At 44.5% G+C, this 2,042-nt stretch carries 2 protein-coding genes and 1 pseudogene; all 3 read right to left on the reverse strand.

All coding sequences use genetic code 11. From position 1 onward, the window contains the following. Window positions 1-614, reverse strand: a 614-nt coding sequence (locus QTO06_RS25185; RefSeq protein WP_331410322.1) for a hypothetical protein, incomplete at its 3' end; no start/stop codon positions are given. 140 nt (window positions 615-754) lie between these two features. After that, on the reverse strand, window positions 755-1,681 hold the full coding sequence (locus QTO06_RS25190; RefSeq protein WP_331410324.1) for a hypothetical protein: 927 nt from the start codon (window positions 1,679-1,681) through the stop codon (window positions 755-757). Window positions 1,682-1,802: 121 nt separating this feature from the next. After that, window positions 1,803-2,042 (reverse strand): annotated as a pseudogene (locus QTO06_RS25195) (IS5/IS1182 family transposase); the annotation flags it as partial.

Raw genomic sequence — 2,042 nt, forward strand, 5'->3', positions numbered from 1 at the left:
GAGTTGAGGTGTACTTTCCCTGTCGGCTGAACGGTGATAGGAAAGACGTCATAGCCACCTTTGCGCTTTTTGTTTTCACAATATAAGTAGAGAAGCAGGCCCGTTTTGCGCTCTAAGAACCCTAAATTCTCGAAACGGCAAGCAGCCAGTCGTCCAAAAAACCAAGTGTAAACAAGGCCACGCTTTCGGTCGAAGTATATATGCGCTGGCTTTGGAGACTTGATAAAAAACACCGTAAAGAACAAGGTTAGTGACAATGTTACGCCAGCAATAACAGAATCAGAGATTAGAAACTTACGTTGCGTCTCCGTACCATGAGCAAGAACTGCTTTTATATAACCTGTGAGAGAATACTCACCATCACTTTCAAACATTAGTTTGTAGTAATCATAATCCTCTTTGTAAAACTTACTAAACGGTAATCCTTGAGCTTCCATTTCTTGATACTGAGCAAGCCTTTCTTTGCCTGTATGGATAGAAGCTGTGTTTGACCCTACATCATCAATAAAAAGAAACGACAAAACCCAAAGCCCAATAACCAAAGGTAAGAGGAAGGCAAACCGTAAACCGTGCCTTGCATCACGCACCGTTAGGACATCATCGGTCACAGTCATAAAAGGCTCTAACGGATCATGAGCGGGCTTAATCGGCTTAAATTGGGAAGCAAAGGACTTTCGCCATTTACTGAGCCTTTGTGGGTATTGGTATCTAATTAAGAAACCTTGACTGTTTGACCTTTTCATTTTTCGTCCTGTTATATACTGCTTGGCTTATCATCAACCATGCCAAAGTACGTTTTTTCTAACACGCCTTTAGAAGTAAGCATGCGTTTTGGCACTATCACTTCCGGGCTCTGCTGATAATACCAGTGCACATTCAATGCTTCTCCGTGCTCACTTTCCACTTCAACCTCAAAGTTTAGATGCAAGGTGCCATCGATAAGCTCTCTTTTAAAGAAGTCATCGCTGAGCACCGCAGCATTAAGAGCTTGTTGGAACGCCTGTGTGGCTGATTTATTCTCAACGGCATGGTATCTCACCATCTTATTAATCGGTTGCATAATGTCGACTGGTCGCTGCCTAGAGCTGCAAACGGCTCCGACAACATTCGATTCACCAGGCGTAAACCCTGGCAAACGCATACGATAACCGTAGATTTTTCTTGTCGGTGACAACTCTTCTTTAACCCACACTTTGAGCTCAGGGCGCAATAAAAGGTTCATAAACTCTTGTTGCTCAACCTCAAGAGCTAATTGAATCTTTCTATCATCATATTCGGCAGCCGCAATATATAAGCGCTTAGAAATATCAAAATCACCTGCACCATCAAAATACCAAAATGAGTATTTCTCACTCTTGCCCCAAAAGCAGCGAAACAGCAGGTTTTCGAGCGCTGACTTACTGTATTTGAGTTTCATCCCCTCCCCAACGAGTAAGAGCGCAAAACCAATCAAGGCAAAGTAACCGGACTGGATCGTCGCAGAGGAAATACTGCGCATGGTTAAGATAGGGCCAGCAGCAAACATAGAGTAACTTATCATTCTATTGATGTTCGCGTACATCAAGCCTCGATTTCCTGAATCATAGGCGTCTACGGCCTCGGCGGTGGACGACACCAACAGCGCGAGGTTGGACACCGCAATCAAACGAGTTAAGCCTGCCGCGTAGTTCGCGGCTTTCATATGCTCCAGTTTTGTATTTATCTTCGCACTGGCTAATTTAGCCCCACCTTTGGTGGTCGCAGCGAGTGGCTTTGTTGCTTAATTAAGTGATAAGACATGGCTGCCCCATGTTGATTGATACTTAAACAATACTCTGAGTTTCAGGCATACCAAGCCCTGTAATCTTGTTCAACGCTTTGATCATAGCGTAAGTCTCGCCAACCTGAGCGTTGTTCCCACCTAACAACTGTTTTACCCGATACATTGCTGTCTCTGAGAGCGAGCGCTTATGATAACCATACCGCTTTTTCCACTTCTTGTTGGAGCCGTATAGCTTCTGGCAACCTACCGCCAGATTGCGAGGATGTCCTTGTTCCCAGAA

Source organism: Vibrio sp. M260121 (assembly GCF_036533715.1).
GTDB lineage: Bacteria > Pseudomonadota > Gammaproteobacteria > Enterobacterales > Vibrionaceae > Vibrio.

Bases quoted from the DNA above. Each gene is read 5' to 3' on its own strand.
- QTO06_RS25190 (WP_331410324.1), bottom strand. From the start codon at position 1,681: ATGAAAGCCGCGAACTACGCGGCAGGCTTAACTCGTTTGATTGCGGTG.